We start from the raw sequence: 24,379 nt of genomic DNA on the forward strand, positions 1-24,379 counted from the left end.
TATATCCGCTACTACAACAATGACCGCATCAGGATGAAACTCAAAGGGCTGAGCCCCGTACAATACAGGACCCAGCCCTTAAATCGACCCAGCCTATGAAACCGTCCAACTTAATGGGGTCAGTTCACCAGCCCCGGCTTTTTTCTTTTCTTTCCACGAAAAAGGCCGGGCTCCGTGAACTGCCCGGCCTTTCGCATGTCCCCCAGCCAGCTCTCAAAAGCCCGAGAAGCGCCACTCGATGCGGTGGCGGTAGGTTTCGCCCGGGCGCAGCACGGCGCTCGGATAGCTCGGCTCGTTGGGGGCGTTGGGGAAGGTCTGCGGTTCGAGCGCGAAGCCGGCGTTCTTGATCTGCTCGGAGAAAGGCGCCTTGATCGCCGGCGTGAAATGCTCGCCGGTATAGAGCTGGATGCCCGGCTCGGTGGTCCAGACCTCGAGCGCGCGGCCGGTGACCGGCTCGATGGCGCGGGCGCCGAGGTGCAGCGCGCCGCGGCCGGCATCGAGCACGAAGTTGTGGTCGTAGGGGCCGGCGATCGGCCGCTTGTCGCGGAAGTCGAAGCGGGTGCCCACCACCTCCGCCAGCGGTCCGAGCGGGATCTTGTCGGCGTCGACGGGCGTGTAGCGGCTGGCCGGAATCTGCAGGAGATGGCCGAGGATATCGCCCTTGCCGAGGAGGTTCCAGTAGACGTGGTGCGTGAGGTTGACCACCGTCGGCCTGGTCGTGGTCGCCGTCATCTCCAGGAACAGCGTATGGCCGTCGAAGCCGTAGGCCGCGGTGACGCCCAGCGCGCCGGGATAGCCCATGTCGCCGTCGGGCGAATCGAGGCGGAACACCACCTGGCCTCCGGCCTTTTCCCCCTGCCACGCCAGGTGCCCGAAGCCGCTGGCGCCGCCGTGCAACTGCTTGGTCCCGTCGTTGGCCGGCAGCTTGTAGGCGACACCGTCGAGCGTGAAGCCGGCGCCGGCGATGCGGTTGGCATAGCGGCCGCAGATGGTGCCGGCCCAGCCGTCGCCATCGGGAGCGTCGAGACGGCCGGACGAGCCGATCACCGTCTGCACCGGCCCGCCGGAGCGCGTCGGAATGTAGAGCGCCACCAACTGGGCGCCGGCCGGGCTGAAGACGGCCTTGAGGCCGTCGCCGCCATCGAGCGTGATGAAGTCTTCCACCGGTTGTGTCATGCCTCTCTCCCCTACGCTCTCGCGGAGCAACTTTTCGATATCGGTCAATCTCGCTCAAGTTCTCGAAAAACAAAAGGTTTTTTAGGCGTTGATCTTTCGGCCGACTTTCAAGACCCGGAGGTTGTGGCATAGTCGCACCAACCCTCGCGTTCGGCCGCCATGGCGCGATTCGCGGGGGACCGCCGGCGGTTCTGCGGGGTGACCGATGACAGGAAGGACGGCTGTGAAGCGCTCGCGCCAGGATGAGATCGTGCGCGAGCTCGCCCATGAAATTATCGGTGGCCGCCGGCGCGAGGGCAGCCTTCTGCCGTCCGATGCCGAGCTGATGGCGCGCTTCGGCGTATCGCGGACGGTGCTTCGGGAAACGCTGAAGACACTGGCCGCCAAGGGCCTCATCCAGCCGAAAACCCGCGTCGGCACCCGCGTCGTCGAGCGGACGAACTGGAACCTGCTCGATCCGGACATGCTGCGCTGGCATCTCGATTGCGGCATCGGCCTGGAACTGCTCGCCCACCTGTCCGACGTTCGCCTCGCCCTCGAGCCGGTGGCGGCGTCGCTCGCCGCCCAGCGGCGGAGCATGACCGACATCGGCACCCTGGACGCCATCGTCGGCCGCATGGAGGCGCCCGAAGCCTCGCCCGAAGCCTTTGCCGCCGCCGATCTCGACTTCCACCTCGCCGTCGCCCGCCTCAGCGGCAATCCGTTCTTCCGGACGGCGTCGGCGCTGATCGAGGTGGCGCTGGCCGCCACCTTCGCCATCACCACGCCGGTCAACGATCCGACGGCCAAGGCCCTTTCCTGCGCCGCCCACCGCCGCGTCGTGACGGCCATCGCCGCCGGCGACGGCGAGGCGGCGGCCGCCGCCATCGTCGAGACGATCCGCGCCGGCGCGGCGCGGGTCGCGGCGGCGGCGGGCCGCTGACGACGCAATCAGCCGATCAGCACGGCCGGCTCCGGCAATCCGCGGAACGGCCCGTCGACCAGATAGGTCCAGCCGGCCTCCGGCTCGGCGGCGCGCTTTTCCGCGTCATAGCCCTCGTAGGCCGAGGTGACGATCAGGCGGTCGAGGCCCGGACCGGCGAAGGCCGGGCAGCTCACCTGGCGGGCCGGCAGCGAGATCGTCCGGACGACATGGCCGTCGGGATCGTAGGCATCGACGGCGGAGCCGCCCCAGCGGGCGTTCCAGAGCAGACCGTCGGCATCGACGGTGGCGCCGTCGGGCCCTCCCCCGCTCACCCGGCAGAATACCTGCCGCTCGCCCCGGGGCAGCCCGGTCGCCGGATCGAGGGCCTGTCGGTAGATGAGGTTCTCCGGCGTATCGGAAAAATAGGCGGTGCCGCCGTCGGGGGAGAAGGCGATGGCATTGGGGATGGTAAGTTCGTCGACGATCGGCCTGAGCTCACCGGCGCGATACCACCAGATGCGCCCGAATCCCGGCTCGAAGCGCCGGCCCATGGTGGAAATCCACAGCGCGCCCGCAGGATGCACGGCGCCGTCGTTGCTGCGCGTGCCGGGGCGGTCGTCCCAGAACGGCCGAAGCTCGGTCAACGCGCCATCGTCGATGGATCGCAGATGAAGGCCGCCGTCGCTGGCGATCAGGTGCCGGTCCTCATCGACACGGGCGGCGACGGTGGCGTGGAAGGGCAGGTCGTGGATGCGGGGCGCCGCGTCGTCGAGCCCCATTTCCAAGAGCTTGCGCTCGAGGATATCGAACCAGAACGCCCTGGCGCGCCCGGCGTGCCAGCTTGGCCCCTCGCCCAGATGGCAGGCATGGCTGGAGAGGACGGAAACCCTGGACATGCGTGCCTCTCCCCTATTCGTGCGGCCAGGCCCGGAACAGCGCCGTGGCCTCGGCCTCGGCGTTGAGCGCGGCGAGGCGTGGATAGTCGGCCAGCGTCACGACGTCGGGCACCATGGCGGCGATGAAGGTTGCCGCCACCGCCAGCGTGATGCCGGCCTCGCTCAGCGGCGGTCCCAGCAGCCAATCGGCGCCGGCGATGTCGGCCTCGATCGCCGAAAGCGCCGCCCCGAGCTGGCCGGCGACGCGGTCGAGCCAGGGCTGGTGCTGCTTTTCGGCCGGACGGAGCTGGCGCTCGTAGACGGTCTGCACCGCCTTCTCGCAGGCGGCGAGGCCGAGGCCGGTGAGGCGAACGTCGAGGGCGGCGAGCCCCAAGTCGACCGGTCCGAGCGTCCGCCCGCCGGCGAGCGCCTTCAGGGCGTAATCGATGATCAAGGTGGAATCGAGCAGCACGACGCCGTCGCCGGTGACCGCCGTCGGCGCCTTGACCACCGGGTTGATGGCGGCGAACGCGTCGTATTGCCGGAACACCGAAAGCGGCTCGTGGGAAAAAGGAATCTCGAGGGCGGCGAGCGTCAGCGCGGTGCGGCGCACGTAAGGCGAATCGAGCATGCCGATCAGGCGCATGGCAAACCTCGGAAAGGAAGCGGATCGCGATCCGCATGAAACGCCCGGCCAGCTTAAGGCAAAAGCCCGGCGGATCGAAGCGGGCTTTCGCGGCGCGGGGTCGGTTTGGAAGGGCGTCAGCCGCCGGCGGCGCGGCGCTCTCTTTCCAGCGCGGCCGGCGACACCACCAGTTCCGGCAGCGCCGCCGGACGACCGAAGTAATAGCCCTGGAAGCGCTGGCAGCCGGCCGCCTTCATCAGGAGATACTGCTCCTCGGTCTCGACGCCTTCGGCCAGGACGCGGGTGCCGAGCGCGCGGGCAAGCTCGGTGATCGCCGTGACAAAGGTCATGTCGACATCGCTCGATCCGGCGGCGTGCACGTAGCTCTTGTCGATCTTCAGGCAGTCGAAGCGGAATTTCCGCAGGTATTGCAGCGAGGCGAAGCCGGAGCCGAAGTCGTCGAGGACGATCATCACGCCGGCCGCCCTCAGCCCCTCGAGATTGGCGCGCTCCACCGAACCGAAGTCGAGGAAGACGGTCTCGGTGATCTCCAGCACCAGGCGGGTGGCCGGCAGGCCCGCCGCCTGGAGTTCGCCGGTCACGAAGGCGGCGAAGCCGGGCTGCTTCAACTGGACGGCCGAGACGTTGATGCCGAACTGATACTGGCCGTAGCGGACGGCGTCGCGGATGACGCGGCGGATCACCCACTCGCCCACTTCCTCGATCAGCGTCGACTGCTCGGCGACCGAGATGAATTCCGCCGGCGGGATGGTGCCGCGCAGCGGGTGATGCCAGCGGATCAGCGCCTCGAAGGCCGTCTGCTCGACGCCATCGGCGGCGACGATCGGCTGATAGTGCATGTCGAGCTGGTTGAGGTAGATGGCGGCCCGCAGCTCGCGGGCCAGCAGCCGGGTATAGCGGTCGTCCACCAGCATGCGGGCGTTGTAGGACAGCACCGTGCCGCGCGCCTGCTTGGCCTTGTAGAGGGCGAGGTCGGCGAGATTGACCAGCTCGAGGGCGATATGCGTGTCGTCGGGCGCCATGGCGATGCCGGCCGTCGCCGACAGGCGCATGGTGCGGCCATTGATCTGCACCGGCTGGCGCAGCCGGTCGAGCAGCGCCTTCACCGCCTGCACCACCTCGCCGCGCGAGGCGCAGTCGGTGAGAAGCAGCGCGAACTCGTCGCCGCCGAGCCGGCCGACCACCGCCCCGGGCAGTTCGTCGTGGCAGATGCGCACCAGTTGGGCCAGCGCCTCGTCGCCGGCGGCGTGACCGAACGTGTCGTTGAGCGCCTTCAGATGGTCGAGGTCCAGCATCACGTAGGCGTGCCGGCGGTCGTCGGCGATCTGGACGCGCCGGCGCAGTTCGTCGAGAAAATCGGCGCGGGTCAGCGCCGAGGTGACGGGATCGATGCGAGCCGAGCTTTCGGCGTGCGCCTCGCCCTGCATCAAGGCCAGGCTCTTGCGCACCAGAACGAAGCCGATGACGACGATCAGCAGGAGGAGCATGGTCTCGGATACAAGGCCGGCCAGCAAGCTCGGCTGCCACGAAGAGGGCAGCGCACCATGCAGGGCGAGCATCAACGCCAGTGCAATGGCAAGACAGGATGCTGCCAGCGCCCCCACCAGCAACGAAACGCGCCGGCTGACGCTCAGCGCGGTTTGAAGTTGTTTTCCGAGCGCCATCCTTCACCTTTATGCCTAGGCAAATTTAACGCGCCCATATGAATTTTTCGCAAATCCCAAGTGGCGATTTTGAAAGGACCGGGCGGAAGGTAAACGCTGGCGTCGGTTGGGCCGGAAGGCTTGGCCTTGTTGAGCCGCGCATAAAATTCGGACGGCTCCACGGCAATGGAGCCGTCCGCACCGGCGCGCGCCGCCCGAGGGAGGGGAACTGGCGCGTCCCGATAGGAAACCGAATTGACAGGCCATGCGTCAGGCGGCTTTTACGGCCGCCTGGTTGGCCGAACCTTCGGCGATCTTCGTCAGGCCGGCATCGGTGGCCTCTTCCTCGGCGAGGGTCTCCTTCAGGAGCTTGGCCGCCTGCTTCTGGCCGATCAGTTCGGCCCAGCGGCACATGGTGCCGTAGCGGGCGATCTCGTAGTGCTCGACCGCCTGGGCGGCGGCGATCAGGCCGGCGTCGATGGCCTCCGAGCCGGCAAATTCCTCGAGCACTTCCTCGCCTTCCTCGATGATGCCTTCGATGGCCGGACAGGTCTTGCCGCGTGCCGGCTTGCCGATCAGTTCGAACACCTGCTGCAGGCGCTCGATCTGCATCTCGGTTTGCTCACGATGTTTCTCGAAGGCGGCCCGCAGCTCGGGCGACTGGGCGCCACGCGCCATTTTCGGCAATGCCTTCAGGATCTTGCGCTCGGCGTAATAGATGTCCTTGAGCATGTCCTGAAAAAGATCGTCAAGCGATTTGGTTTTCATGGCTTCACCTCCGCACTCTGGAGAAAGGTTGCGCGCTTCAACCGGGGGCGAGACGAATTGTTCCCGGCTCGCCGGCAGGCCGATCGCCGCCGCGCGCATGGCCGGCCCGCGGGAACAATCGCCGCCCTCGGCGATTTCACCACCTCAGCACTCCGGACCGGAACCACTCGGCCGCAGCTTCATCGGCAACGTGCGGCGACCCTCTGAATCGCCACTCAACACGGAGGTGAATGATGAGCTCCCCTTCCGGGAAATCCCCCCGCTATCGCGACTATCCGAAGCCGCCCTTTCCCGAGCAGACGCAGGAGCTGCCCGGCAGCTTCAAGCCGATGGATCCGCCGCCCGACCACGGCGAGCAGAGCTGGCGCGGCGCCGGCCGGCTCGAAGGCTCGGTCGCCCTGATCACCGGCGGCGACAGCGGCATCGGCCGGGCCGTCGCCATCGCCTTTGCCCGCGAAGGCGCCGACGTCGCCCTGTCCTTCCTGAAGGAGCGGGAGGATGCCACCGACACGGCCCGCCTCGTTACCGAAAGCGGCCGCCGCTGCCTTCAGATCGCCGGCGACATCGCCGATCCCGCCCATTGCCGCGAGATCGTCGAGAAAGTGGTGGCGGAATTCGGCCGCATCGACATCCTGGTGAACAACGCGGCCCATCAGGACACCTTCGAAACGCTGGACGCCATTTCCGACGAGGAATGGCAGCGCACCTTCGCGGTGAACATCCACGCCATGTTCTATCTGGCCAAGGCGGCGGTGCCGCACATGCAGCCGGGCGCGGCGATCATCAACACCGCCTCGATCAACGCCGACGCGCCCAATCCCGGCCTGCTCGCCTATGCCACCACCAAGGGCGCGATCCAGAACTTCACCGGCGGCCTGGCGCAACTGCTCGCCGAGAAGGGCATTCGCGTCAACTGCGTCGCCCCCGGCCCGGTGTGGACGCCGCTGATCCCGGCCAGCATGTCGGGCGAGAAGACCTCGAAGTTCGGCACCAACTACCCGATGAAGCGGCCGGCGCAGCCGGTGGAGCTCGCTTCGGCCTACGTGATGCTGGCTGAACCGATGTCGAGCTACGTATCCGGCGCCACCGTCGCCGTCACCGGCGGCAAGCCGCTGATCTGAGGCGGGCGGGCGTCCTCGCCGCAACCGCCGGCCCGCGCCGGTTTCGTCACCGAAACGCCGGGGCGCGGGCCTTTTCCCGAACTCGTCCGAAGGCCTTCATCGTCATGCGTCCCGCCGGACGCGGAGCGACGGTCCGGTCTTTCGGTCTCGCGTCGGAGCGTCCGAAAACCGGATTCCACTTTTCGCTCCGATGCCTTAGCCGCTCCGCCGCCGGAACAATCGGCCGACCTGCTTGTTGTTGATCGAGACCGGCGCTCCCGACGCCGGCAATCAGCAGAGGAGGCTGGACGATGGCATACGGACGAAACGATCGCGACTTTTCCTCTCGCGACCAGGATGACGATCGGCAGCGGCTGGCCGGCCGCTGGACCCAGGACGAGGATACCGGCTACCTGCGCCGGCGTTTCGAGGATTACGGCCAGGGCGACGAATCCTATCGCGGCGGCCGCGACCAGGAGCGCCGGGATTACGACGACCGGCGGAACTGGGGCGAGTCCGGCGGCTACTATGGCGAAGCCGGTCGGAACCCCGACAGGAGCGGCGGCCACGCCTTCGACTTCGCCCGCCGCTCCGGCGGCTCTCCCGACCGGGGCGGCTACCGATCCTTTGCAGCGCAGGATCGGTTCAACGGTCCCGAGGGCTACGACGTGCGCTCAAGCGGCGGGTTCGACCGCGGCTACGGCGATCGCGGCGACCAGGGAGCTTCCGGCGGCTCGCCGCGGGGCGGATGGCCCCGGAAAGGCAACTGGATCAGCCGTTACGTCGCGGCCGAGGGACGCGCCGACGAAGGGCGTTCCGCCGCGCGCGCCGGTGCCGGTTCGTTTCGCGGCAAGGGCCCCAAGGGCTATGTCCGCTCGGACGAACGAATCAAGGAGGATGTCAGCGATCGCCTCAGCGACGACGACACGCTGGACGCTTCCGACGTCACCGTCGAGGTCAGCGGCGGCGAAGTGACGCTTTCCGGCTATGTCGACTCGCGGCAGGCCAAGCACGTCGCCGAGGACTGCGCCGAGCAATGCGTCGGTGTCAGCCACGTGCAGAACAATCTTCGGGTGCGCGCGGTCTCGGACGCCGAACGGGGCTCGACAGGCTCGGAAACCGGGCAATCCACCGACAAGGCGAAGCCGGTGGACTTCTAGGGCATCGGACCGAAAAGTGGACTCCGGTTTTCGGAAAATCCGATGCGACAACAAAGAAATAGATCGTCGCCGGCCCGGACCGCTTGCGCGGACCGGGCCGGTCGAGGGGCGTGCAGGAAAGCCGCACTCGTCGGGTTTATGAGAAATCCCGGTTTCGCGGTGCTTCGTCAGGTAATAAGGTTTTCAGATGGTGTATCTATGCTGTAGCGATCATGTGCCCGACCGATCCCTTCTCCGTTGACCCAGGTGGCGAACCAGCGCCGGAAAACGACCTGTCCTTCTTGCGGACGGCCGCGCGGCGCCTGATAGACGCCATCGCCGCCGAGCCGGTGCCCGAACGCTTGCGCGGCCTGGCGATCGAGCTCGGCAGGGCGCTCGATCACCAGCGTCGGACAGGGGCGGAGGAGGACTCGGCGCCGCAAGGCTGAGCCGCCGAACCGGCAGAAGACACACCCTTTTCAAATGGCTTGCCGCCACGCGACGCGTGGCGGCCTGTTTTTTTGCGGGCGATCGACAGCCGGCCGCCTCACCGGCGAGCGGGAAGGCCGGCCTCGTCGCGGGCGAGGAAGATCCGCGTCGTCTGGTCCAGGTGATCGAACAGCCAATCGGCCATGTCCTGCTCCTCGGCAAGATTCTGCTCGAAGACGGGAATCGCCGTGGTGTCCTCGAGGACCGAGGCGGTGGAGATCAGCACCTTGTAGGCGGAGATTTCCATCTGTTCGAAGGTGTAGCTGGCCATGGCGCCCTTGACGACCTCGTCGTCGGCGAACATGCCGCTCAGCGCCTGCCCGAGGGCGGAGGCCTTGCCGAGCGTGTCCTTTACCACGGAGGCGCCGCTGTCGCGGCCTTCCAGCAGCTTGCGGAGAGCCTCGGCCTGCCGTTGGGTCTCCGTCACATGCTGCTCTATCCGCGCGCACAGGACCGGGTAGTTCTCGAGGCGCGACAGCATGCCGCGCATCATGGTGAGGGCCTGCTCCTCCATGGCATGGGCATCACGAAGCCATGCCAGATAGTGTTCACGGATATCGTCCATTGGTCTCGCCCTCCTGGGATATGGCGACAAACTCTCGTCACGCGTCTCGGGAGGAAGGAGAGAGGCCGCCTCGCTTTCAGATCGTCCGCGCTCCAGGCGGACCGTTGCGGCTACCGCTCCCGCATCCTTACGGCATGTGAAGAATCCAACCGACAACGGCGGGAGAAGTTCCGTCCTCCTGACCCCGTCGTCGAAAATCGGCGCAGGATCATTGGTCTGGCTAGATTTCTTCACCGAGGGCGGCGCGCAGCATCCGGCGCCCGCGATTGATGCGGCTCTTGATCGTGCCGATGTCGCAATCGAGAATCTCGGCGGCGTGGGCGTAGCTCTCCTCGAGCACCACCACCAGCACGATGGCTTCCCGATAATGGACGGGCAGTTGCTCCAGGGCGCGCTCCAGCTCGTTGATCCGCACCTGCCACTCCTGATGCGCCGAGACCGCCGGCTGCTGCGACGCGCAGTCCTCGTCGCCCGTCCGCTCCCTCGCCCGCTTGATGCAGTTGGAATAGAAGCGGTTGCGCATGATGGTGAACAGCCAGGCCCGCAAATTGGTGCCGGGGGTGTAGCTGGATATGTTTTCGATGGCTCTCAGCAGGGTTTCCTGCACCAGATCGTCGGCATCGGTGGCGTTGCCGCACAGGGAGCGCGCAAAGGCACGCATGGCAGGCAAATAGGTAAGAATATCATCGGACATCATGATGCGCTTTGAGTATCGAGCCGATGTGAAACCAAGCGGGCGCTCCCGAAGAGGCCACCAGCTTAATCGGATGGAACACCCCCAACTGAATTCCTCAGATACGAAACGGTTCCGTCGCCCGTCCCTTGCGTGCCGATTTTGATGCCGGACGCCGAGGACGGGCGGCACGGGCCGGTGGTTCGACGAACGGCTTGGGAACTATTGCCGCTACGGAACGTTGAACAGCCGGAGCCGAGATGTCGCAGACGCCGTCTCCGCCCTTCTCCAAAGTCGCCGGCCGGTTGCCGTCTCCCGGCTCCGCTTGACCGGTACTGACCCCAACGTCCGAGGAGATCCCGATGAAGCTCGCCTCACTCTGCATGGCCACGGTTATCGCCTTCGGCGGTAGCGCGCTTGCCCAGACGACCACGCCGGCGCCGGACGATCCGGCCGCGCCCATCGCGCCGACCGAGCCGGCAACGCCCGCTCCCGATCCGGCGGCTCCCACGGCGCCGAACACGCCGCCGGCGCAGACGACACCGTCCGACGAAAACCTGACGCCGGGCGCCAACAGCTTCACCGAAGCGCAGGCCCGCTCCTGGCTCGAGGATGCCGGCTACACCGACGTCAGCGGCCTCGTCCAGTCCGAGGACGGCATCTGGCGCGGCCACGCCCGCCGCAACGGTGCGACCGTCAGCGTCGGCGTCGACTACAAGGGCACCATCAGCACGGATTGAGGCGCCGCCTCCATCCCGAACGAAAATTCCGACCAACTGGGAAGGATAGCATCATGAGCACCCATACCCGACTTTACGACACGTGGTCAGACGCCATGGTGGTGGTGGACAGGCTCCGCGCTGCCCGAATTTCCAATGACGACATTTCCGTCATTTCGCCCGAAAGCGACGAGAACCGCGTCAGCGACGGCGCCGAGGCCACCGCGGCCGGCTCCGGCATCGGCGCCGTGCTGGGCGGCGGCGCCGGCGCGCTCGCCGGTGTCGGCCTGCTGGCCATCCCCGGCCTCGGTCCGATCGTGGCGACCGGCTGGTTCGTTTCGACCCTGGCGGGTCTCGCCGCCGGCGCGGTCGCCGGCGGCGTGGCCGGCGGCATCGTCGATGCGCTGACCAGCTCGGGCCTGTCGTCCGAGGAGGCGCAGGTCTACGCCGAGGCCATCCGCCGCGGCGGCACGATGGTCACCGTGCGTGCCGACGACAGTCAGGATGCGCTGGTGGCGCGCCTGCTCGACGAGACACCGCCCGTCGACATCGCGGAGCGGGAACGGGTTTATCGCGAGAGCGGCTGGACCGGCTACGACCCGGACGTGGTGCCGCCGGTCGATGATCCGACGCGTCGCCCGCCGCTGATCTGATGCGTTTGCCTTTCGGCAAAAGTTGAACGCTGCCGTCCCTTCGGCCTCTCACCGAGGCCGCAGCGGGCGGCAGTGCTTTATCGCGAACCGCCGATTGCGCGATCCAACTGCTGCCGGCCGTCGCCGTGGCCGCCAGTCGGCCGTTCGGATCGCTCGCTCTCCCACATGATATTTAGCCGGCTTTTGATCGTAAGGGCGAACGGCTGTTCCACCGCGGGAGGGAACCCCGAGGCGCATGAAACGTTGACACTCGTCACCGGCCACTTCCCGGTATTTCCGTCTTTTCCGGCTTTCGATCCCGCCGTTCGGGAGGATTTCATGCGCCCAGAGTTCTTCGCAGGCGCCGACCGTCTCGACGCCATCCGCCGGGCCAATCGCCGCCGGCCCGTTTCGGTCGTCGAGGCCTTCGATCTCACGCCGCACATGCGCCGGGTGATCCTCCGGGAACTGGCGCCCTCCCCTGACGGGCCGGCAGGCGACGAGCCGGCGCGGCCGGCAGAGTGGATCAAGCTGCACGTGCCGTTTTCCGGCAGCGGTCGCAAGCACGGCCGCGCCTATACCATCCGCCAGCGGGCGGGCGGCACGCTCACCATCGACATGGCCGTCCACGGCGGTCTTTGTGCCGGTTGGGCCCGGCAGGCCCGCCCCGGCGACCGAGCGGAAATCTCCGGGCCGCGCCGGGGATTCAAGCTGGCCTGGCCACCCGGCGAGGTGCTGATGGGCGCCGACGAAACCGGCCTTGCCGCCGTCGCCAGCATCCTCGCCGGCCTGCCGCGCCAAACGCGAGGCGCCGTCTGGCTGGAGGTTCCCGACGAAGGCGATATCCAGCCGCTCGACGCGCCGCCCGCCGTCGCCATCCGCTTCCTGCCGCGCCGGACGGAGGCGCCCGGCCAGCCGCTGATGCGTGCGATGCGCGAGGCGCCGGTGGCGCCGGCGACGACGGTCTGGGTGGCGGCCGAACGCACCGCCGCGCTGGAGCTGCGCGAGCACTTCGAAGCGGCGCTGCCCGGCGAGCGGGTCTACACCTCCGGCTACTGGCGCCTGCCATGCGGCGTGCCGAGGTGAAGCAGGCTCACGGCCCGGCGAGGCCGCGCTGGCGCAGCCAGTCCCGCATTTCCGAGATTTCGCGCGTCTGCGTATCGATGATCTCGCGGGCGAAATGCTGGTTCTGCGGGTCCTTGCCGAATTCGAGCACGGTTTCCGCCATGTCGATCGCCCCCTGATGGTGCGGGATCATGCCGCGCACGAAGGCGACGTCCGGATCGGGATCGGCGATGCCGCTCATCATCGGACCGTGCATGCGGTCCATGGCGGCGCCATAGGCGGCCCCGGCGCTCACCGCATCGGCAACGCCGTCGCTCATGCCGGTGACGCCGTGCGGATGCTCGGCGTTCGGCGTGTGGGTGAGACGCTCGACCGGTGCGGCGCCGACGTTGCCCTGCGCGCCGTAGATGGCGATGTGCAGGCCCCAGTAACCGGCAACGAAGACGACCAGCGCCGCCGCGAGGCCGGCCGGCACGCCGGCGAGCGCCCTTTTCACCGCCGGCAGGAAATGCACCTCGCGGGTGCGGTCGGCGGCGATCGCCACGATGATCGCCATGATCAGCGCGTGGCCGATCAGGTCGACGCGGCCGAAGGGATAGACGGCGGCATTGAAGATGACGAACAGGGCGATGGCCGACAGCCGGCGCACCAGCGGTGTCCAGATCAGGCCGAAGCCCATGGTGAACTCGGCGACGCCGGCCATCGGAATGAAGACGTCGCGCGGCATGCCGAAGGTCAGGAACGGCTTTTCCACGACCAGCGGATAGAACCAGTCGGGATAGGCGAACTTTTCGAGGCTCGACCACATCAGTGCGATGGCGACGCCCCAGCGCAGCACCTCGAAGCGGCGTTGGCGCCAGTCCGGATTCGGCAGCGCCTCCAGCACCAGGTAGCCGGCGACGCCGACGCCGAGCGCCAGATAGTCCAGCAGATGGAAGATGTCGTAATCGCGGAGCGCCAGCAGCCACAGGCCGATGATGCCGGCGGCGGCGAGCGGCTGGGTACGGCGCGAGAAGATCAGCGCGGCGATCAGCAACTGCATCCACGACACCCATTCGGCCGGCGTCTTGAGGTCGGGCGTCAGATAGACGCCGCCGATGGCGAAGATGGCGACGAAGAAGGCGCCGATGACCACGCGGACGAAATCGTCGAGCCGCAGCCACAGCGGATTGGTGGCGCGGTCGAGGCCCTGCAGGATCACTTCGCCGGCCGGCGAGCGCTCGACCAAGCGGGTGGCGATGAAGAAGACCAGCACGAGGACGATGCCGGTCCAGAACCAGGCGTTGGTCAGCGTCGCCGACACCGGCTGCGGCGGCGCGCCGACAATATAGGGCGCGAACCATTTGACGTGGGCGACGGCGGGCGAGGCGGCGAGCAGCGGCAGCACGGCCGCGCCGATAAGCGGTAGGGTGCTTCTAGAGGGAAATGGCATTCTCATCGCAGCTCTCCATCGACACGCGGGCTCACGCCTTCCAGCGTCCCGACTGCGCGGACGACATCTGTTGTCCCGACCGGCCACCAACAGCCCAGTTTCAGCCGGAGCACGACCCCAAGTGATCGTCCACGTTGCCCACAGCTCGATTTATCGATAACTTGAGAATAATTCTCAAGTTAGCATTACACCGCACTTGATTAGAATCATTCCTAGTAGCGGGAGGTCCGGAAACCCTAGATCGTCGTGCGTCCTGACGGACGCAAGATGACGATCTAGTCCCTTGTCGTTGCATCGGATTTTCCGAAAACCGGAGTCCACTTTTCGGTCCGGTGCTCTAGTGTTGCTTTGCGAGCAGGCCCGACGCCAAGGCCAGAAAAGCCTCCTGCGCTTTCGGCAGCACGTCTTCCGGCTTGTCGCTGGCGGCGATCCAAAGCGCAGCGTTGAGAGCGGCCCCACTGACGAGTCGCGCCGCCGCCTCCGCATCGAGCGGTTTCACCACTCCCTGTTCGACGAGGCGCTCCATCGCTTGCCTGGTGGCTTGCAGGCAGCGGCTCTGGCTCGGCCATTGCGAGGGATCGCCAAGTACCGCTGGGCCGTCGAGGAGAACGATGCGCTGGACCTCGGGATTGAGCGCCATTTCAATGTAGGCGGCGCCCTCCGCCAGCATACCTTGCCAATCGTCGCCCGACCGAGACCCAATCTCTTGGGCGCGCGAGGCCATTTCCGAGTCGATCTGATCGACGACGGCGGCGAGGAGGCCGCGCTTGTCGCCGAAGTTATGGTAGAGCGCACCGCGCGTCAGTCCGACACTGGCCGTCAGCTCGTCCATGGAGGCGGCGGAATAGCCCTTTTCTGCGAATGCCTTTCGGGCGGCCGCGACGAGCTTGGCGCGGTTCTCCTCCATGGTCTCTAGACGTCGCTTAGCCATTCTTCACGCCCATATTCACATACGTTCCGTATATCAACTTGACATACGCAGCGTATGCGGATTAGCTCACATACGCAGCGTATATCAAACGATGGAATGCGAGAAGCTCCCGTGACGGCGGCGAGCCTGCCCAACCCCAGCAATAATCAATGGAGAGATCGAAATGGCCCAACGCGACGCCGTCTTCCCAGCCAACCGACACGCGCTCTATGAAGAGCACGGCTATTCCGCCGCGATCCGCACGGGCGACCTGCTGTTCGTATCCGGACAGGTGAGCAGCCGCGCCGACGGATCGCCGGAGCCGGACTTCCGCCGCCAAGTCGAACTGGCCTTCGAAAATCTCGGCGCGACGCTGCAAGCGGCCGGCTGCACTTTCGACGATATCGTCGACGTGACGACCTTCCACACCGACCCGGAAAACCAGTTCGCGGCGATCATGGCCGTCAAGCAGCAGATCTTCAGCCAGCGCCCCTACCCCAACTGGACAGCCGTCGGCGTGAACTGGCTCGCCGGCTTCGATTTCGAGATCAAGGTGATCGCCCGGATTCCCGCTGCGGCAGAGGCGTGACGCCCGGAGCTCCGGGCGCATCGTGGCCGTGACGCGATCGGCCTTCCGGTGCGCTGTAGGGGAGAGAAATTGACCGCTTGTTCCCGAACAGATCTAGGCAGGTGTCTTCCTGTGCCGCAGCTTGGCACCATTGCCGCGTAGGCAAAAAGAAACCCCGCCGAAGCGGGGTTCAATCGGACACCAAAGCGCTATGCTCAGTCGAGCTACGCGGCAATCTTGTGCCAGCCATCCTGCTCTTTTCTGAGCCGAAGTTCATGCTCCGCAATCTCCGCATCCAACTTTGTTATACGGTTGATGATCGCGGAGAACTCAGTGTTGCCATCCAGATAGTTGATATAGGCGAGGCGAAGCAGACGCTCGGCAGACTTATTGGCAACTGCTTTGTCTCGGCCCTTTTCCCATTTCGCGACGGCTTGTTCGGTAACTCCTAGAATGGCTCCGAGGGACTTTTGCGAAAGGTCGAGCTCGACCCGCAAAAACCTGAATTCAGCACCATTGAGCGTACGCGGCTGGGCAACTAGCCAGCGACCAATTGCCTCGTGAAGACCACGAACATTCTTGAACGAGATCAGCTCGCCGTAGCTCGGGTGGTTTTCGATGATGTAGCCGTCTTCCAGCCACACATTATCGAGGCCGGATTCGGTGTAGTGATAGCTCATTACCCGCTCCTTAAGGCTCGTACGCAGTCACGACGATAACCTGTTTTTCCCATTCAATCGCTGCAACGACGATCAGCTCTTGTCCCGCCATATGCCGGTAGACTTCGCTTTCCCAATTCCCGAAACTGTTTACACTCGGGTCAGTTTGCACAGTCCCTTTCAGCAGGCACTTCTCAATTTGCGCCGGCGAGATATGGCGCTCCGGATGGTCGCGTTTCAAATGTCCCGAGATCTTGACGCATCCCGCTTCGACAAGCGCTACGATGCGTGCTTTGAATTGATCTCGCGACAATCGAGATGGCTGTCGCTGTTGCAGATCGACGACGTTTGACACCACGTACCATCCAGCGTCATTGATTGCCTATCCATTATATAGGTAGAGCCTAACAGTCAATGAATAGCCGAGATGCAATTTTGCAGTTGGATTGGATTTGACCGGATTACGACGCGAATTCCGTATTGGAAGTTTCACCGCTTTTTTACGCGTCACCAGCGCGAATTCGGCTCTCGAAATGCGGCGCGAATTGCGCATTAGAATTTTCACAGCTCGCTAGCGCGCGTCCGTGTCGAATGCGGATATCGAATTACGAATTCAAAATTCGCCACTCCTATCGCGTCACGAGCGTTGATTGCGTAGCGTCCGCCTCGAATGGTGCCCGTCAGAACGATTGACGATGCAAAGCTAGCAGGCTGGGACAGTCTCGGCATTTGGTGCCGGGGGCGCTACACAACGTATGCCTCTCTTGGCGCCTGTTGAGGCTGACGAGATCCTGTTCGCGTTCGCTATTCAAGATATGGAATGCGTCCTGTGAGGGAGCAGTTCTATTGGCGCGGCGGCAGGAATGCGACGGAGGCGTTTGAGAAGACGATTCTGGAGACCACGGGCCGAACCTACAGCGCACTTCGGTGTGAACGAAGTGCCCACTTATGGCGCCCAAGCGCGCGGCGAAAGGTGGAGCAAAAGAGGGAAAGCAAGCGACACAAACGTCACTAAGTTATTGTTTTATCGTCACTTAATTGAAAAAATGGTGCCTGAGGGCGGAATTGAACCACCGACACTACGATTTTCAGTCGCATGCTCTACCAACTGAGCTACTCAGGCACTTGCCGCGTTCCATCGGGCGTTTGGTCGCGTCCCAACGGCGAAGCTCCGGCCTTATAGATAGTCCGCGCCGGCCTGTCCAGTGGGTTTGGCGGGAAAAATCAATTACGCCGGCAAGGCGGGGAAAGGCGAGTTCTTTCAAAGGCGAAGCCCTGTCCCGGCCGTGTGGGTTTCCCCGGCCCGCTCAGGCGCGGTCGTCGCCCTCGTCGGGCGCCGGAAGATCGTCGTCCTCGACGACCGGGATCGAGTAGGCGCCCTTCAGCCACCTGTTGAGGTCGACGTCCTTGCAGCGCTTGCTGCAGAACGGCTTGAAGGCCGGATCGGTCGGCGCGCCGCAAACCGGGCAGCGGCTGCCCTTTTTGGCGGCCATCAGGCGATCGCTCCTTCGGCCCAGCGCGTCCGCACCGGATAGCGCGCCGATTCGAGCAGATGGGCGGCCTCGTGGAGCGGCAGGCCGACCACCGACGAATAGGAGCCGGACACCGAGGCGACGAAGGCGCCGGCAAAGCCCTGCACGGCATAGCCGCCGGCCTTGCCCTGCCATTCGCCGGAGGCGAGATAGTCGGCCATTTCCTGCGACGACAGGCGCTTGAAGCGGATGCGCGTCTCGACCAGCTTTTCCCTGAGCCCGGACGGCGTCGCCAACGCCAGGCCGGTGAACACGCGGTGCGACCGGCCGGACAGCAGCGCGATGCAGGCTTCCGCGTCGGCGAAGGTCTCGGCCTTCGGCAGGATGCGGCGGCCGACGGCGACCACCGTGTCGGCGGCCAGCACCAGCACCTCGCGGCCGGGATAATCCTGAAGCGGCACGCGGAGAGCGGCCACCTCGGCCTTGGCGCGGGCCAGGCGGCGGGCAAGCCGGCGCGGCAACTCGGCGCGGCCGGGGGTCTCGTCGACGTCGGCCGGCAGCAGCAGGTCGGGGGCGATGCCGAGCTGGTTGAGCAGCGCCACGCGGCGCGGGCTCGCGGACGCCAGGACCAGGACGGGACGATCGGTCATCGGGCTCACCCTAGAGCATGTCCGGCGAACTCTGATTCGCCAGAAATTCTCTAACTGTTTTTTTCACCGCAATTTCGGACGCAAAACCGGTTCCCACTTTTGCTGAAATTGCTCTCGGCGGCTCGGCACGGAGACGGCCGCCCGCATCCCGGATCGGGTCGGGGCGGTTCGCCGCCTCCCTTTACCGCTCACTTGAAGCGATAGGTGATGCGGCCCTTGGTGAGGTCGTAGGGCGTCATCTCGACCAGCACCTTGTCACCGGCCAGCACGCGGATGCGGTTCTTGCGCATGCGGCCGGCGGTGTGGGCGATGATTTCGTGGTCGTTCTCGAGACGAACGCGGAAAGTCGCGTTGGGCAGAAGTTCCGAAACGACGCCTGGAAACTCCAGGACTTCTTCCTTGGTCATGCGGGCATTGATCCGTTTTCGGGAATTGGTGGCGGATAACTATCCGAAATGCGCCGCAAAATAAACCACCCCGGCCGAAAAACGCTGAGAAAAGCGAGCGGATGGCCGGCCGCGGCGATCGGCGGCGCGCCGATCAGTCGTTGTCCGCCGCCGCCCCCTCCTCCCGGACGTCTTCGCGGCGCGCTTCGAACGACGGTTTCCAGCCGAGTCGCGCCTTGATGCGGGCCATCAACTGGTCGCGGACGGCGCGGTATTCGTCGAGAATATGCTCGCGCGAGCCGGTGGCCAGCGTCGGATCGGCGGTGGGCCAGTATTCGGCCTCCACCGAATTGTAGCGCGTATATTCGAGCGCCTTGTGGTGGGCTTCCGGGGCGAGCGATATGATCAGGTCGAAGTTGCTGTCCTCGAGGTCTTCGAAGGTCTGGGGACGGTGGCGGGAGATGTCGAGGCCGATCTCGTCCATCACCGTCACGGCGAAGGGGTCGAGCTCGCCGCGGCGGGCGCCGGCGGAGTCGACGAAGATCCTGCCGGGAAACAGATGACGGGCGATGGCCGCCGCCATCGGCGAGCGCACCGCGTTGAACGAACAGGCGAACAGCACCGCACCGGGCTGCTTCACCTCCGTCGCTGTGTCCACCTCGTCCGTCATGGGCCTCCCATCAGGCAACCCGAGCCTCGGCTTCCGCCTCAGCCTTTCCAGTGCAATACGGCGATCAGCGTGAACAGGCGCCGCGCCGTCAGCTTGTCGATGACGATCTTGTCCGCCAGCTTGTCGGCGAGGATCTGGGCGCCCTCGTCGTGCAGCGCCCGCCGGCCCATGTCGATCGCCTCGATCTGGCTGGGCGTCGACACCTTGATCGCCTCGTAATAGCTGTCGCAGACGAGATAATAGTCGCGGATGATGCGGCGGAAGGGCGTCAGCGACAGGATATGGGTGGTGACGGGCTCGCCGTCGGCGCGGAAGATCTGCAGCACCAGCCGGTTGGAGACCAGCGACAGGCGCAGCGCGAACTCGCCGGCCGGCTCGCCGACTGGCTCGAAGGAATTCTGCTCCAGAAGGTCGAAGATCGCCACCTGCCGCTCATGGTCGACCTCGCGCGAAATCTGGCCGATCGATGCCGCGTCGAGGGTCACCGATATGAGGCGCCCGGAAATACTGGCGGTGTCGGTCACGACTGTCCTCCGCAAAATGGTCGCCGAGGCATAGCACGGCGGTCCCGCCCCACGAAGCCGGCAAAGGTCGACCCGGACAGGAGTTTTACGCATGCCTCGGCGCACGGTCCATCATCGCTCGACCATCGTCCCGGTGGGCTCGGCACCGCTTGACTCCGGTCGCGCCCGGCAACACATAGCGAACGCGCGCCGGCTTTCCGGCCCTTATCATCTCATATGAGCGAGACCATGACGCAAACGGAACGTCACAGCTTCGAGGCCGAGGTTTCCCGCCTGCTGCACCTCATGGTGCATTCGGTCTATTCCAACAAGGACATCTTCCTGCGCGAGCTGATCTCCAACGCCGCCGATGCCTGCGAGAAGCTGCGCTATCTCGCCATCGCCGAGCCGCAGCTCGCCGGCGAAGGCGGCTTTGCCATCACGCTCAGCGCCGACAAGGAAAAGAAGACGCTGGTCGTCGCCGACAACGGCATCGGCATGAGCCACGACGAGCTCAAGGACAATCTCGGCACCATCGCCCGCTCGGGCACCCGCGCCTTCCTGGAGAACCTTGCCGACAAGGGCGAGGGACAGGCGCTGATCGGCCAGTTCGGCGTCGGCTTCTATTCGGCCTTCATGGTGGCCGACCGGGTGCGCGTCGTCTCCCGCCGGGCCGGCAGCGACGAGGCCTGGGCCTGGGAATCGGGCGGCGCTGGCACCTTCGACCTGACGCCAGTCGACCTCGCCGAGGCGCCGGCGCGCGGCACGATCGTCGAGCTGCACCTCAACGACAGCTCGCTCGCCTATGCCGAGGAGCACACGCTCGAACGCATCGTCCACGAATATTCGGCGCACGTGCCGGTGCCGATCCGGCTCGACAAGGGCGAAGAGACGCGCGAGCTCGCCGACGGCTCGGCGCTCTGGGTGAAGCCGAAGTCGGCGGTGACGGCCGACGAGTACAAGGAGTTCTACCACCACGTCGCCATGGCCTGGGATGAGCCGGCGCTGACGCTGCACTACCGCGCCGAAGGACGGCAGGAATACAACGTGCTGCTGTTCGTGCCGCGCGAAAAGCCGTTCGACCTGTTCGATCCCAGCCGCAAGGGCCGGGTGAAGCTCTACGTGCGGCGCGTGTTCATCACCGACGAGGCGGAGATCCTGCCGGCCTGGCTGCGCTTCGTGCGCGGCGTGATCGACAGCGAGGACCTGCCGCTCAACATGTCGCGCGAGATGCTGCAGAAGAACCCGGTGATCGAGACGATCGCCAAGGGCGTCACCGGCCGCGTGCTGGGCGAATTGTCGAAGCTCGCCGAGACCGACGCCGAGCTGTTCCAGAAGGTATGGTCGTCGTTCGGCGCGGTGATCAAGGAGGGCCTCTACGAGGCGCCGGAGCGCCGCGACGAGCTGTTCAAGGTCGTCCGCTTCAAGACCACTACATCCGGCGACGGCTGGCGGTCGCTCGCCGACGTGGTCAAGGACTTCAAGGAGAACCAGACGGCGATCTACTACGCCCTCGGCGAGGACGAGAAGCAGGTGCTGGCCTCGCCGCATCTCGAAGGCTACGCGGCGCGCGGCCTCGAAGTGCTGATCCTCACCGATCCGGTCGACGCCTTCTGGGTGCGCACCGCCCTCGGCTTCGAGGGCAAGCCGTTCAAGTCGGTGACGCAGGGCGAGGCCGATCTCGACGGCGTCAAGCCGCTCGACGAGGACAAGGCCGACGAGCCGGGCGCCGAGGTGGCCGGTCTCGTCGCCACGCTGAAGGAGGCGCTGAAGGACGACGTCGCCGACGTCCGCACCTCGGTCCGGCTCGCCACGAGCCCGGTCTGCCTCGTCGCCTCCGACTTCGGCCTCGACCGGATGACCGAGAAGCTGGTCGCCCGCCAGGAAGGCAAGTCGGCTCTCGGCAAGCCGGTGCTGGAGCTCAACGCCGGGCATAGCCTGATCAAGGCACTGGCGGCCAAGGCGGCGGCCGGCGACACGGCGGCGGTGACGGCGGCGGCGCCGCTGCTGGTGGGGCAGGCGCGCATCCTCGACGGCGAGGCGCCGAGCGATCCGGCGGCCTTCGCGGCCTCCGTCGCCACGCTGCTCGAAAAGAGCCTCGCCTGAACCTTCAACCGGCGGCGGCACGGTCGCCGCCGGTTCTCATTCACGTATCCGGGGCAAATTTCCGGGCCAGCTTGAGAAACGCCGCTCGGAAAGCGGCGGCAATGTTCATCAGGCAATTGAAATGGCCTAATCTCGCCCATGCGAGACCAGATAATATTGCGCCAGCGTGCCCGGTATTTGCCTCGGGGGCGACAGTGTGCCGGCCCTCCCTTTGTTCCCCATATATATAATTCTGTCATCCTCGCGCAGGCGAGGACCTCAGGCAGAACAAGGCTCAACGCGGATATAGCGCTCCGGCAACGCTGGGGCGCCTGATACACCTCTCATCATCTTCTCGTCCCGAGGTCCTCGCCTGCGCGAGGATGACGATCCACGGGAGCGATGCGCTCGGCGATGACGGCGTGACAGGAACGTTCGCTTACCCGGAGCAACCTTCCGGGCCAGCTCGAGAAACAGCGTGCCCGGGAATTTGCCCCGGTGCCTCATTCACATTGGCAGCCGGCCATTTGGCGGGCGAGAGGGCACGCCCATTGGCGCGTTGCCCCCTGTCACGGGCGGGTCTACCCTTTGGTCGCGGAGGAGTTTCCGTGGCAGACAGGGAGGATGCCATGATCAAGAACGTTGGCTCGACCGATCGCCTCATCCGGCTCATCGCCGGCGTCATTCTTCTCATCATCGCCGTACCGTCGCTCGCCGGCATGGCCTTCGTCGGCCTCGGCGGCTGGGCGTGGCTGGTCGGTCTCATCGGCCTCGGCCTGTTGGCGAGCGGGCTGCTCAACTTCTGCGCGGTCTATTCGCTCCTCGGCATCAATACCTCGAAGATCGCCGACTGACGCCGGTCACTCGAGCCTGATCGACACGCTTCGCGCATGGCCGCCGAGGCCCTCGACTTCGGCGAGAGCGATGGCGGCCGGGCCGATCTGTCTGAGCGCGGCCGGCGGCACCTTCAGGATCGAGGTGCGCTTCATGAAATCGAGCACGCCGAGGCCGGACGAGAAGCGGGCCGAGCGGGCGGTGGGCAACACGTGGTTGGAGCCGCCGACGTAGTCGCCGACCGCTTCCGGCGTGTGGTGGCCGACGAAGACGGCGCCGGCGTTGCGGATGCGGGCGAGCATGGCCTCGGGATCGGCGACGGCCAGTTCCAGATGCTCGGGCGCCACGCGGTCGCTGAGCGGCGCGGCGGCGTCGAGGCTTTCAACGAGAATGACGGCGCCATAGTCGCGCCAGGACTCGGCGGCGATGGCGCCGCGCGGCAGCGCGGCGAGCTGATGCTCCACCGCCTTTTCCACCGCATCGGCCAGCGCCGCGTCGTCGGTGATCAGGATCGACTGCGCCGCCTTGTCGTGCTCGGCCTGGGCGATGAGATCGGCGGCCAGCCAGTCGGGATCGTTGTCGCGGTCGGCGATGACCAGCACCTCCGACGGACCGGCGATCATGTCGATGCCGACGGCGCCGAACACGCGCCGCTTGGCGGCGGCGACATAGGCGTTGCCGGGGCCGACGATCTTGGCGACCGGCCGGATGGTCTCGGTGCCGTAGGCGAGCGCCGCCACCGCCTGGGCGCCGCCGACGCGGTAGACCTCGTCGACGCCGGCGAGCCGGGCCGCCGCCAGCACCAGCGGATTGATCTCGCCGCCGGGCGTCGGCACCACCATGACCAGGCGGTCGACGCCGGCCACCTTGGCCGGCACGGCGTTCATCAGCACGCTCGACGGATAGCTCGCCGTGCCGCCCGGCACGTAGAGGCCGACCGCCTCGATGGCCGTCCACAGCGAGCCCAGCTCGACGCCGATGGCGTCGGTATAGCGGTCGTCGCGCGGCTTCTGGCGGGCGTGGTGGCTTTCGATGCGGTCGCGGGCGAGCTTCAGGGCATCCATCACCTCGGGCTTCACCGCCGCCACGGCCGCGTCGATCTCCGCTTCCGAGACGCGCAGGCCGCGCGTCCGCGTGGCGAAGCGGTCGAGCTTCTCCGTCCAGTCGTGGAGCGCGGCATCGCCGCGCGCCCTGACGTCGGCGATGATGTCGGCGACCGCGGCGTCGACATCGGCCGACACCTCGCGCTTGGTGGTCAGGAAGGCGGAAAAGCGGGCCTCGAAATCGGGCGCGCGGTCGTCGAGGCGGATGGCCACGGGTCTCTCCAGCGGAAAATCGAAAGGCGGGGCGGGTCAGTCGAGATCGTGGGCCGGCTGGTGCTCGGTGGACCAGGCGGCGCCGAGATCGGTGAGGCTCGCCTCGATGCACTCGACGTCGAGCCGCATCGAGCCGCCGCCGGCGAACTCCAGGAAGACCTGGCCCGACGGATCGTCGTCCCGGCCTTCGAAGCGGATGGTGAGCAGGCTGACGATGGCGTCGGGAAAGTCGCGGCGGATATGCGCCGACTTGACCGCCTCGACCCGGGCGAAGTGCAGGAGGCTGCGCCGGCGCTCCTTGCTGCGGCCGCCGGCCTTCTCCCAGGCGTAGCGATTGAGCTCGAGGGTCAGGCGGTGCTCGGCCGGCCGCCAGACGATGTCGCCGACCTTGCCGACGGCATCCTGCGCGTGGGCGGCGATCACCTTGAGGTCTTCGGCGTCGAGGGCCGCAAGTTTCAGCATGTCCATGGAGGGCTGTCCGCTCCTGTCAGGGCGGCGGG

General features: G+C 66.2%; 29 protein-coding genes and 1 tRNA gene. 10 read left to right on the plus strand and 20 right to left on the minus strand.

From position 1 onward, the window contains the following. Positions 1-99: IS3 family transposase (locus CJ014_RS22145; RefSeq protein WP_133121849.1), on the plus strand; the 99-nt coding region annotated here is incomplete at its 5' end. Positions 100-213: 114 nt separating this feature from the next. Here CJ014_RS22145 and CJ014_RS22150 read toward each other — a convergent pair. Beyond that, the gene (locus tag CJ014_RS22150; RefSeq protein WP_100082684.1) at positions 214-1,176 is read right to left on the minus strand and encodes an aldose epimerase family protein; all 963 of its coding nucleotides are present in this window, start codon (positions 1,174-1,176) and stop codon (positions 214-216) included. Positions 1,177-1,399: 223 nt separating this feature from the next. Here CJ014_RS22150 and CJ014_RS22155 point away from each other — a divergent pair, with 223 nt between their 5' ends. Beyond that, positions 1,400-2,098: a FadR/GntR family transcriptional regulator gene (locus CJ014_RS22155; protein WP_353884612.1), complete on the plus strand. Its 699-nt coding sequence runs from the start codon at positions 1,400-1,402 to the stop codon at positions 2,096-2,098. An 8-nt stretch (positions 2,099-2,106) separates the two neighbouring features. Here the strand turns inward: CJ014_RS22155 and CJ014_RS22160 are convergent, their stop codons facing one another. From CJ014_RS22160 to CJ014_RS22175, 4 genes are all read right to left on the minus strand, one after another. After that, entirely contained in the window at positions 2,107-2,976 is an 870-nt protein-coding gene (locus CJ014_RS22160) for an SMP-30/gluconolactonase/LRE family protein (protein WP_100082686.1), read from the minus strand. 13 nt (positions 2,977-2,989) lie between these two features. Next, complete coding sequence (locus tag CJ014_RS22165; RefSeq protein WP_100082687.1) at positions 2,990-3,601, minus strand: glutathione S-transferase family protein; 612 nt, start codon at positions 3,599-3,601, stop codon at positions 2,990-2,992. 116 nt (positions 3,602-3,717) lie between these two features. Continuing rightward, positions 3,718-5,265, minus strand: coding sequence for a putative bifunctional diguanylate cyclase/phosphodiesterase (locus CJ014_RS22170; RefSeq protein ID WP_100082688.1), 1,548 nt, complete (start codon positions 5,263-5,265; stop codon positions 3,718-3,720). A 249-nt stretch (positions 5,266-5,514) separates the two neighbouring features. After that, positions 5,515-6,012, minus strand: coding sequence for a YciE/YciF ferroxidase family protein (locus tag CJ014_RS22175; RefSeq protein ID WP_100082689.1), 498 nt, complete (start codon positions 6,010-6,012; stop codon positions 5,515-5,517). Positions 6,013-6,245: 233 nt separating this feature from the next. On the opposite strand from CJ014_RS22175, the gene CJ014_RS22180 reads away from it, so the two are divergent. Together CJ014_RS22180 and CJ014_RS28055 are read left to right on the plus strand one after the other, a co-directional pair. Continuing rightward, complete coding sequence (locus tag CJ014_RS22180; protein ID WP_100082690.1) at positions 6,246-7,133, plus strand: glucose 1-dehydrogenase; 888 nt, start codon at positions 6,246-6,248, stop codon at positions 7,131-7,133. 290 nt (positions 7,134-7,423) lie between these two features. Beyond that, entirely contained in the window at positions 7,424-8,272 is an 849-nt protein-coding gene (locus CJ014_RS28055; protein WP_207765841.1) for a BON domain-containing protein, read from the plus strand. A gap of 167 nt (positions 8,273-8,439) precedes the next feature. Here CJ014_RS28055 and CJ014_RS27625 read toward each other — a convergent pair whose 3' ends face one another. The 3 genes from CJ014_RS27625 to CJ014_RS22195 form a co-directional block, all read right to left on the minus strand. Beyond that, positions 8,440-8,655 carry a hypothetical protein gene (locus CJ014_RS27625; protein ID WP_133121908.1) on the minus strand — a complete coding sequence of 72 codons (216 nt, stop codon included), beginning with the start codon at positions 8,653-8,655 and terminating at the stop codon, positions 8,440-8,442. 143 nt (positions 8,656-8,798) lie between these two features. Further along, complete coding sequence (locus CJ014_RS22190; RefSeq protein WP_100082691.1) at positions 8,799-9,305, minus strand: ferritin-like domain-containing protein; 507 nt, start codon at positions 9,303-9,305, stop codon at positions 8,799-8,801. A 220-nt stretch (positions 9,306-9,525) separates the two neighbouring features. Further along, positions 9,526-10,002, minus strand: coding sequence for a sigma-70 family RNA polymerase sigma factor (locus tag CJ014_RS22195; RefSeq protein ID WP_245427553.1), 477 nt, complete (start codon positions 10,000-10,002; stop codon positions 9,526-9,528). 338 nt (positions 10,003-10,340) lie between these two features. On the opposite strand from CJ014_RS22195, the gene CJ014_RS22200 reads away from it, so the two are divergent. The 3 genes from CJ014_RS22200 (at position 10,341) to CJ014_RS22210 (ending at position 12,415) form a co-directional block, all read left to right on the plus strand. After that, positions 10,341-10,718 (plus strand): hypothetical protein, encoded by a 378-nt coding sequence (locus tag CJ014_RS22200; RefSeq protein WP_100082692.1) that lies wholly within the window; start codon positions 10,341-10,343, stop codon positions 10,716-10,718. Positions 10,719-10,771: 53 nt separating this feature from the next. Continuing rightward, positions 10,772-11,350, plus strand: coding sequence for a hypothetical protein (locus CJ014_RS22205; protein WP_100082693.1), 579 nt, complete (start codon positions 10,772-10,774; stop codon positions 11,348-11,350). A 318-nt stretch (positions 11,351-11,668) separates the two neighbouring features. After that, a complete protein-coding gene (locus tag CJ014_RS22210) occupies positions 11,669-12,415 on the plus strand; it encodes a siderophore-interacting protein (RefSeq protein WP_165790947.1) in 747 nt (248 codons plus the stop codon). Between the two features lie 7 nt (positions 12,416-12,422). Here CJ014_RS22210 and copM read toward each other — a convergent pair whose 3' ends face one another. Then, a complete protein-coding gene (gene copM / locus CJ014_RS22215; RefSeq protein WP_207765842.1) occupies positions 12,423-13,832 on the minus strand; it encodes a CopM family metallochaperone in 1,410 nt (469 codons plus the stop codon). Between the two features lie 331 nt (positions 13,833-14,163). Continuing rightward, on the minus strand, positions 14,164-14,757 hold the full coding sequence (locus tag CJ014_RS22220; RefSeq protein WP_100082696.1) for a TetR/AcrR family transcriptional regulator: 594 nt from the start codon (positions 14,755-14,757) through the stop codon (positions 14,164-14,166). Between the two features lie 163 nt (positions 14,758-14,920). Between CJ014_RS22220 and CJ014_RS22225 the strand changes: the two genes are divergently transcribed. Continuing rightward, entirely contained in the window at positions 14,921-15,325 is a 405-nt protein-coding gene (locus tag CJ014_RS22225; RefSeq protein ID WP_100082697.1) for a RidA family protein, read from the plus strand. A gap of 203 nt (positions 15,326-15,528) precedes the next feature. On the opposite strand, the gene CJ014_RS22230 is transcribed toward CJ014_RS22225, so the two are convergent. The 8 genes from CJ014_RS22230 to CJ014_RS22260 all read right to left on the minus strand — a co-directional run bounded on the left by CJ014_RS22230 (position 15,529) and on the right by CJ014_RS22260 (position 19,665). Beyond that, entirely contained in the window at positions 15,529-15,984 is a 456-nt protein-coding gene (locus tag CJ014_RS22230) for a helix-turn-helix domain-containing protein (protein WP_100082698.1), read from the minus strand. 10 nt (positions 15,985-15,994) lie between these two features. Continuing rightward, positions 15,995-16,318 (minus strand): DUF4258 domain-containing protein, encoded by a 324-nt coding sequence (locus tag CJ014_RS27410; protein WP_165790948.1) that lies wholly within the window; start codon positions 16,316-16,318, stop codon positions 15,995-15,997. Between the two features lie 692 nt (positions 16,319-17,010). Then, a tRNA-Phe gene (locus CJ014_RS22235) sits at positions 17,011-17,086 on the minus strand. Positions 17,087-17,270: 184 nt separating this feature from the next. Then, positions 17,271-17,456, minus strand: a complete 186-nt coding sequence (locus tag CJ014_RS22240; RefSeq protein WP_100082699.1) for a DNA gyrase inhibitor YacG — start codon at positions 17,454-17,456, stop codon at positions 17,271-17,273. After that, positions 17,456-18,085: a Maf family nucleotide pyrophosphatase gene (locus tag CJ014_RS22245; protein WP_100082700.1), complete on the minus strand. Its 630-nt coding sequence runs from the start codon at positions 18,083-18,085 to the stop codon at positions 17,456-17,458. Before CJ014_RS22245 ends, CJ014_RS22240 begins: the two co-directional genes overlap by 1 nt. A 188-nt stretch (positions 18,086-18,273) precedes the next feature. Then, positions 18,274-18,492, minus strand: coding sequence for a translation initiation factor IF-1 (gene infA, locus CJ014_RS22250; RefSeq protein WP_026784394.1), 219 nt, complete (start codon positions 18,490-18,492; stop codon positions 18,274-18,276). 133 nt (positions 18,493-18,625) lie between these two features. Then, positions 18,626-19,141: an arsenate reductase ArsC gene (locus CJ014_RS22255; RefSeq protein ID WP_100082701.1), complete on the minus strand. Its 516-nt coding sequence runs from the start codon at positions 19,139-19,141 to the stop codon at positions 18,626-18,628. Between the two features lie 38 nt (positions 19,142-19,179). Then, positions 19,180-19,665: a UPF0262 family protein gene (locus CJ014_RS22260; RefSeq protein ID WP_245427557.1), complete on the minus strand. Its 486-nt coding sequence runs from the start codon at positions 19,663-19,665 to the stop codon at positions 19,180-19,182. Positions 19,666-19,881: 216 nt separating this feature from the next. Here CJ014_RS22260 and htpG point away from each other — a divergent pair, with 216 nt between their 5' ends. Both htpG and CJ014_RS22270 read left to right on the plus strand, forming a co-directional pair. Next, positions 19,882-21,750, plus strand: coding sequence for a molecular chaperone HtpG (gene htpG / locus CJ014_RS22265; RefSeq protein ID WP_100082703.1), 1,869 nt, complete (start codon positions 19,882-19,884; stop codon positions 21,748-21,750). A gap of 608 nt (positions 21,751-22,358) precedes the next feature. After that, on the plus strand, positions 22,359-22,583 hold the full coding sequence (locus tag CJ014_RS22270) for a YgaP family membrane protein (RefSeq protein ID WP_100082704.1): 225 nt from the start codon (positions 22,359-22,361) through the stop codon (positions 22,581-22,583). Positions 22,584-22,589: 6 nt separating this feature from the next. Here the strand turns inward: CJ014_RS22270 and hisD are convergent, their stop codons facing one another. Together hisD and CJ014_RS22280 are read right to left on the minus strand one after the other, a co-directional pair. Next, a complete protein-coding gene (gene hisD / locus CJ014_RS22275; RefSeq protein ID WP_100082705.1) occupies positions 22,590-23,879 on the minus strand; it encodes a histidinol dehydrogenase in 1,290 nt (429 codons plus the stop codon). A gap of 36 nt (positions 23,880-23,915) precedes the next feature. Beyond that, positions 23,916-24,347 (minus strand): DUF2948 family protein, encoded by a 432-nt coding sequence (locus tag CJ014_RS22280; RefSeq protein ID WP_100082706.1) that lies wholly within the window; start codon positions 24,345-24,347, stop codon positions 23,916-23,918. Positions 24,348-24,379: the final 32 nt, after the last annotated feature.

The organism is Pleomorphomonas carboxyditropha (genome assembly GCF_002770725.1).
Taxonomy (GTDB): Bacteria; Pseudomonadota; Alphaproteobacteria; order Rhizobiales; family Pleomorphomonadaceae; genus Pleomorphomonas; species Pleomorphomonas carboxyditropha.

Excerpts from the sequence above, each read along its gene's own strand:
- CJ014_RS22150 (WP_100082684.1), bottom strand. The coding sequence starts at position 1,176 with ATGACACAACCGGTGGAAGACTTCATCACGCTCGATGGCGGCGACGGC.
- CJ014_RS22160 (WP_100082686.1), bottom strand. The coding sequence starts at position 2,976 with ATGTCCAGGGTTTCCGTCCTCTCCAGCCATGCCTGCCATCTGGGCGAG.
- CJ014_RS22165 (WP_100082687.1), bottom strand. The coding sequence starts at position 3,601 with ATGCGCCTGATCGGCATGCTCGATTCGCCTTACGTGCGCCGCACCGCG.
- CJ014_RS22170 (WP_100082688.1), bottom strand. The coding sequence starts at position 5,265 with ATGGCGCTCGGAAAACAACTTCAAACCGCGCTGAGCGTCAGCCGGCGC.
- CJ014_RS22175 (WP_100082689.1), bottom strand. The coding sequence starts at position 6,012 with ATGAAAACCAAATCGCTTGACGATCTTTTTCAGGACATGCTCAAGGAC.
- CJ014_RS22180 (WP_100082690.1), top strand. The coding sequence starts at position 6,246 with ATGAGCTCCCCTTCCGGGAAATCCCCCCGCTATCGCGACTATCCGAAG.
- CJ014_RS28055 (WP_207765841.1), top strand. The coding sequence starts at position 7,424 with ATGGCATACGGACGAAACGATCGCGACTTTTCCTCTCGCGACCAGGAT.
- CJ014_RS22190 (WP_100082691.1), bottom strand. The coding sequence starts at position 9,305 with ATGGACGATATCCGTGAACACTATCTGGCATGGCTTCGTGATGCCCAT.
- CJ014_RS22195 (WP_245427553.1), bottom strand. The coding sequence starts at position 10,002 with ATGATGTCCGATGATATTCTTACCTATTTGCCTGCCATGCGTGCCTTT.
- CJ014_RS22200 (WP_100082692.1), top strand. The coding sequence starts at position 10,341 with ATGAAGCTCGCCTCACTCTGCATGGCCACGGTTATCGCCTTCGGCGGT.
- CJ014_RS22205 (WP_100082693.1), top strand. The coding sequence starts at position 10,772 with ATGAGCACCCATACCCGACTTTACGACACGTGGTCAGACGCCATGGTG.
- CJ014_RS22210 (WP_165790947.1), top strand. The coding sequence starts at position 11,669 with ATGCGCCCAGAGTTCTTCGCAGGCGCCGACCGTCTCGACGCCATCCGC.
- copM (WP_207765842.1), bottom strand. The coding sequence starts at position 13,832 with ATGAGAATGCCATTTCCCTCTAGAAGCACCCTACCGCTTATCGGCGCG.
- CJ014_RS22220 (WP_100082696.1), bottom strand. The coding sequence starts at position 14,757 with ATGGCTAAGCGACGTCTAGAGACCATGGAGGAGAACCGCGCCAAGCTC.
- CJ014_RS22225 (WP_100082697.1), top strand. The coding sequence starts at position 14,921 with ATGGCCCAACGCGACGCCGTCTTCCCAGCCAACCGACACGCGCTCTAT.
- CJ014_RS22230 (WP_100082698.1), bottom strand. The coding sequence starts at position 15,984 with ATGAGCTATCACTACACCGAATCCGGCCTCGATAATGTGTGGCTGGAA.
- CJ014_RS22240 (WP_100082699.1), bottom strand. The coding sequence starts at position 17,456 with ATGGCCGCCAAAAAGGGCAGCCGCTGCCCGGTTTGCGGCGCGCCGACC.
- CJ014_RS22245 (WP_100082700.1), bottom strand. The coding sequence starts at position 18,085 with ATGACCGATCGTCCCGTCCTGGTCCTGGCGTCCGCGAGCCCGCGCCGC.
- infA (WP_026784394.1), bottom strand. The coding sequence starts at position 18,492 with ATGACCAAGGAAGAAGTCCTGGAGTTTCCAGGCGTCGTTTCGGAACTT.
- CJ014_RS22255 (WP_100082701.1), bottom strand. The coding sequence starts at position 19,141 with ATGACGGACGAGGTGGACACAGCGACGGAGGTGAAGCAGCCCGGTGCG.
- htpG (WP_100082703.1), top strand. The coding sequence starts at position 19,882 with ATGAGCGAGACCATGACGCAAACGGAACGTCACAGCTTCGAGGCCGAG.
- CJ014_RS22270 (WP_100082704.1), top strand. The coding sequence starts at position 22,359 with ATGATCAAGAACGTTGGCTCGACCGATCGCCTCATCCGGCTCATCGCC.
- CJ014_RS22280 (WP_100082706.1), bottom strand. The coding sequence starts at position 24,347 with ATGGACATGCTGAAACTTGCGGCCCTCGACGCCGAAGACCTCAAGGTG.